This window comes from Bradyrhizobium sp. Kon58 (assembly GCF_055807455.1).
Genome location: NZ_JBVVOT010000069.1, coordinates 1 through 5,919 on the forward strand (window position 1 = coordinate 1; position 5,919 = coordinate 5,919).

At 57.9% G+C, this 5,919-nt stretch carries 3 protein-coding genes and 1 pseudogene; all 4 read left to right on the top strand.

Translation table 11 applies throughout. From position 1 onward, the window contains the following. Positions 1 to 253 precede the first annotated feature (253 nt). The 4 genes and pseudogenes from AC0L20_RS39300 to AC0L20_RS39315 all read left to right on the top strand — a co-directional run bounded on the left by AC0L20_RS39300 (position 254) and on the right by AC0L20_RS39315 (position 5,426). Positions 254 to 1,687: an NAD-dependent succinate-semialdehyde dehydrogenase gene (locus AC0L20_RS39300; protein ID WP_473295561.1), complete on the top strand. Its 1,434-nt coding sequence runs from the start codon at positions 254 to 256 to the stop codon at positions 1,685 to 1,687. A 36-nt stretch (positions 1,688 to 1,723) separates the two neighbouring features. Then, a complete protein-coding gene (locus AC0L20_RS39305) occupies positions 1,724 to 3,112 on the top strand; it encodes an aminotransferase-like domain-containing protein (protein WP_473295562.1) in 1,389 nt (462 codons plus the stop codon). 499 nt (positions 3,113 to 3,611) lie between these two features. Continuing rightward, positions 3,612 to 4,442 (top strand): annotated as a pseudogene (locus AC0L20_RS39310) (Glu/Leu/Phe/Val family dehydrogenase). A gap of 501 nt (positions 4,443 to 4,943) precedes the next feature. Next, positions 4,944 to 5,426, top strand: a complete 483-nt coding sequence (locus AC0L20_RS39315) for an Lrp/AsnC family transcriptional regulator (RefSeq protein ID WP_473295563.1) — start codon at positions 4,944 to 4,946, stop codon at positions 5,424 to 5,426. Positions 5,427 to 5,919 lie beyond the last annotated feature (493 nt).

Genomic DNA, 5,919 nt, shown 5'->3' on the forward strand with positions numbered 1-5,919 from the left:
TTGGCAGACGAACAGAAGGCAGCGATCGCGAAGATCATCTCCGAGGCCGGTCTTACTCGCTGGGCTAAGGATTGAGGGGAGGCGTCATGCGGTCCAATCTTGCATTCGCGAGCTCAACGCCGGCCGCGGGCCCCTTAGCTGCGCGAGCAGAAAACGCTTTCGCATCGGAACGGACTCTAATTGAAAGAACTGGTCCAATCCAGCTCTCGTCTATTTGCGTCTGAGCGCAACATATCGGTTTAAGGAAGAAAATATGTATACGAAACTGGCACTCCTCATCGATGGCGAATGGATCGAGGAAACCAATGCTGGAAGCGAAGCCGTTCTCAACCCCGCGACGGAGCAGTCTCTCGGCGAACTGCCGCACGCTGGGACGACAGAACTGGATCGCGCACTCGCGGCGGCAAGCCGGGCGTTTGAGGGCTGGAAGCGAACTTCGCCGTACGAGCGAGGGCAGATCTTGCGCCGCGCCGCTGATTTGATGCGGGAGCGTTTAGACCACATTGCTACGGTGCTGACCCTGGAAGAAGGTAAGACCCTCACGGAAGCGAAAGGTGAGATCACCGCCGCGGCAGAGTTCTTCGACTGGTTCGCGGAAGAAGGGCGCCGAAGCTACGGGCGTGTCATCCCGGCGCGTGTGCCAGACATGCGCCAGACGGTCACGCAGGAGCCGGTCGGCCCCGTCGCGTGCTTCACGCCCTGGAACTTCCCGGCCGTGACGCCTGCGCGCAAAATCGCCCCTGCTCTTGCCGCAGGGTGCACTTGCATCATCAAGCCGGCTGAAGAGACACCGGGCACCACCCTAGAAATAGCACGAGCGCTCACCGATGCAGGGCTACCCAACGGCGTCTTGGGCGTCGTCTTCGGCATACCGGCGAAGATCTCCGAATATCTCCTGCGCTCCCCCATCATTCGCAAGATCTCGTTCACGGGATCAACAGCCGTGGGACGTCACCTTGCTCGATTGGCGGGAGAGACCCTGACGCTCGCTACCATGGAATTAGGTGGGCATGCGCCGGTGATTGTCGCAAAAGACGCCGACGTGCAGCGTGCGGCGGAGCTCTCAATGACGATCAAGCTGCGCAACGCCGGCCAAGTTTGCACATCTCCGACACGCTTCTTCGTGGAGCGCTCTGTATACGAGGAATATCTGGAATACGCTCGTACCTTCGTGGAGAAGCAGGTGGTGGGTGACGGCCTGCAAGCAGGCACCACCGTTGGCCCCGTGGCCAACACCCGGCGCGTCGCCGCGATGGATGATCTGATCTCCGACGCCTTGTCCCTTTCGGCACGCCTTGTAGCCGGAGGTGAGCGAGTGAAGGGGACGGGCCTGATGTACAAGCCTACCATTCTGGGCGATATGCCCGCCCAGGCGAGAGCCATGAGCGAGGAACCGTTCGGTCCACTTGCTCTGGTGCAGCCTGTTGATGATATTGACCAAGCCCTCGCGCGAGCGAATGCATTGCCTTATGGTCTCGCTGGATATGCCTTCACCCGCTCCGCCGCAACCGCCAACCGCCTAGCGGAGAAACTGGAGGTAGGCGTTATCGGTATCAATCAGATGGTAGTGACGATACCCGAAACACCCTTTGGCGGAATCGGTGACAGCGGCTGGGGACGCGAAGGTGGCCTTGAGGGTTTAGAATCCTACACTGTAAGAAAGTATGTCGGCCATCTTCATGTCTAATAGTCGATGAGCCCGAAAGAAAAAGGAACGCGGGACATGAGGTTGGATGTACCAATTTCAGGCTGGCGACCTCGGCAACTCGTCTCCGAAGGACCGCGTTACCTAGCCCTGGTCAATGCACTGGAGCAGGACATCGCCGGCGGCCGATTGTCGGACGGCGATCGACTGCCCCCGCACCGTGACTTAGCTCGAGAGCTTAGTCTGTCAGTTGGCACCGTGAGCAAAGCCTATCAGGAGGCCGAGCAGCGCGGTATCGTCAGCGGCCGGGTCGGGCAGGGCACCTTTGTCCGGCGTCGTGTGGTCGCCCGAGCCGAGCCCACGGCAAGACACGAGCCGGTCAATTTGGCGTTGAACGTACCCGTCGAGGGAGACGAGACGCAGATTCTGTCGGCGATGTTCAGTGATGTCTCGCGTGAGGCTGATCTTGCACCTTTGCTCCGCTACCATCCCCACGGCGGCATCTGGAAACACCGTGAAGTTATCGCCACCTCGTTGTCTGATAACAGCTTCACGATCAAGCCAGCTCAGCTGTTCCTATGCAACGGCGCTCAGCACGCCATCGACATCGCCCTTCGTGTGGTGGCAAAGCCGGGCGACAATATCTTAGTCGACACGTTCACCTATTCCGGCTTTAAAGCCATAGCTGCTGCGAGCCACCTCAATTTGGTACCTGTCGAGATGGACGAGGAGGGAATCAAGCCGGAGGCATTGAAAAAGACCTGTCGCGCATACGGGGCAAGGGTGCTTTATTGCATGCCGACTTTGCAAAGCCCGACGACCTGTACCATGAGCCTTGCTCGCCGCCAGCGCATCGCTGAGCTGGCACACGAACTCGACCTCGCTATAATAGAGGATGACGTTTACGGATTTTTCTTCACCGAACGGCCGGTGCCGATCGCTTCCTTCGCGCCAAGCCGCACCTTCTACATCACTTCCTACTCCAAGTGCCTCGCGCCGGCTTTCCGACTTGGCACGTTGACGGTCCCAGTAGGCTACATTGCCCAAACCGATCTCCTGCTGCATGCCTCGGCTTGGTTTGTGGCTCCGATGCTGAGCGAGGTGGTTGTGCGGCTGATCGAGATCGGCAAGCTTGAGGACCTTCTGCGTGAGCGGCGCCTGCAGGCGCTCGAGCGTTACCGTGCATTCCTGGACGTCTTCCCCGCGGCCGCAAACCTTCGGTTCCCCGCTTTCTACGCGTGGTTGCCATTGCCGCAGGAGTGGTCTGCAGATCAATTTGCTGCAGCCGCCCGAGGTCGCGGCATACTTGTGACGCCGCGCATCGCGTCTGCGGTTGGCGAGGGGGATCCCGGCGCAACCCGCATCTGCCTTGGCGCGCCAAGAGATATTGTTGCACTCACTGATGTGCTTCAGACACTGCGTGACACCCTGACACGCCAGCCAATCAACGTTGTTTCTGTCGCCTAGCGATTGTTGGCGTTGCTGGTGCGGCCTTGATCGTACCAAACGTAGAATTTTCGAGGAAGATGCGGTTGGGGGGAGCAATGTGGCTCATGAAATTGGATTTTTCTAGCCAACCCGAAGGTCAATGGGCCGTCGCAAACAACGGACACTGCATCGGCGGCCTCCAGCGCGCACGCGTCTTTTTCTGCCGTTACCGGGCGCAACTTCATCATACCTTGTCTTCTGGTTTCATTAGCTTGGCTACAAGCCTGGGAACGCACAAGCTGACTGGAAACGGGCGAGTTTCCGCCTCAACATTCTTTTGGCCGGTAGAAGCATGCGAGGGGCTACATGGGAACTCGCCACGACCGCACGTAGTGGGGCCGCAATACGCCGAGCAATATCGATCGCTCCAAACCGCACCATCGCTGCGCGGGCGGGCTTTTACAACGTTGAAAGGTGGCCGATGCAGGCGACCTCAGCTAGGTTTCTTGCGAGCGTCGACAAGAATTTCGGTCATTCCATGACGTTTCTCGACCTGCCAAGATTCGCCGAACGGATCATTCAATGCAACTCCACCTATCCGATTCGCTTCGGCGTGAGAGTACGCGGCCGCATGTACAGCTTTAGTGGCTGGCGCTCAGTTCATAGCGAACACTCTGAACCCGTGAAGGGCGGCATTCGCTACACGCCAAATGCCGATGCCGAAGAGGTGGAGGCGCTTGCCGCGCTCAAGACGCTTAAATGCTCGCTTGTTGATGTGCCGTTTGGCGGGTCGAAGGGGGCTCTTAAGATTGACCCGCATGAATGGACGTCGCAGGAACTCGAGCGCATCACCCGCCGGTTTACCCAGGAACTCAACAAGCGCGGTTTGATCGGTCCCGGTGTCAACGTTCCGGCCCCGGACGTCGGCACAAGCGAGCGGGAAATGGCTTGGATGATGGACGAATTCCGGCGCGCCAATCCGACCCATGTCGTTAACGCGCGCGCATGCGTAACGGGAAAGCCTTTGTCGAAGGGCGGTATTGCCGGCCGCACCGAGGCAACTGGCAGGGGCGTTCAGTTCGCGATCCAGAGCTATCTTCGCGATCCGCGTCCCCAGGAGTGAATGGTCGACGCGATCTCAAGGATGCTTCTGTTGTGGTGCAAGGATTTGGCAATGCAGATGACCGGCAAGGAATTCCCCGCTGATATGCGCGACGAGTTTCTTCAAGGAGGTGCAGAGATCGACCTCGTCCGACCCGGCCTTGAGGACGTGATGCGGAGCACCCGGGCACGCATTGCAGATCTCATAGAAAAACGCCCGGAGATCGGCGATTGCAGGACCGCTGCCTATGTCGCCTCCATTCGATAGATCGCCAAAGCCTATGAAGCTATCGGTATTTGAGGGATGGAGACAATCGCTCACAAGAGGGCGACGCCAGTGCTGCATGGTAGAGTCGCTGCTGGAATTAAGGGAGAGAACAAGATGGGACTGTTGGATGGGAGGCCGGAGGCGACCTTCGGGAAGCCTATGCAAAAGTGTTTGCCGAAGAAGGTGCAGCCAAGTCTCAACGACCTCGGTACCTTGGCAAATGGCTCTGGCGCGGCTGCTAAGAAGTTTGCCTCGACAATTGTCGATGCAAAGCTAAAGGGCCGTGGCGACTGTCGACGTCGGGAGAGAAGATTCTCGCGACGGCGCTTTCAGTCCAACTCGGCATCTTGCTCTACAATGCCGACATTCTGGGGGACCGGAACTTCGCCAATAGTCTGAGGAGGACCGGGATCTACTTGAAGGTTCACCTGAAGGGGACGTACTGGGGCACGCTCTTTGCCGCACCGTCATTTTGCGACGGAATTCACTCGGAGCCCGATAATGCAATACGACCGGACGGACGCCCGCATACTTGAGATCGTCCAAAAGAACAATCGTTTGACGTCCGAAGTGATCGGCGAAATGGCCGGTCTTTCCGCAACGTCGTGTCAACGCCGGCTAAAGAGACTTCGTTCAGAAGGGATCATTGAGGCCGATGTGTCGATCGTTTCGGAGAAAGCGGTAGGAAGACCCATACAGATGCTTGTTATGGTGACTCTCGAGCGCCAGCGATCAGATATCATCGACAGGTTCAAGAAGGCCATCAAGGGCTCAGCCGAAATCGTCAATGGATTTTACATCACCGGTGACGCTGATTTTGTCCTATATGTCACCGCACGTACCATGGAAGATTACGAGCAATTCACCCGCAGCTTCTTCTATGAGAACTCGGATCTCAAAGGTTTCAAGACGATGGTGGTGATAGACCGCGTCAAATCCGGCTTTGCGATTCCGGTCGAAATTCCCGAGGAGGAACCCTCCTGAGCGCGAAATTATATACTCTCATTTCTTTGCTCAGGCCGCATCGCATATACGAACTCTCACTCCAATACTCTCCGGTTGCGGTATCGTGGCGTACGCATCCGGAGCAGCATCTTGGGGCTATGCTGGAGTGACTGAGGCCGACGCTTACGCTGGGTTGGCAGGCTCCCCGAGCTCGATAGGACGCTGCAAGCAGATGCACGCGCTGATATGTTCGAATGCAATGCGGATTTGATGACATCAGTGCTCGCTGGCGCGACTCGTTGAGCTAAACAGGCGGTCTTCAAAACAGTCGTTGTGAACTCGCCGGTCCTGTCGCTTCAGCCGAACAAGATTCAGTGCTTTCACTCTTCCTGGAACTCCAAACGCTAACCGAGGGGGAGAACACGGGTGCCTGAGCCACCTACACACCCCGCAAGGGAGCTATCGCTGAAAGTTGGTGACGGCGGGAATCGGAAAGGCGGCATATCGTGGGGGTGCTTGACGCCTCCACTTC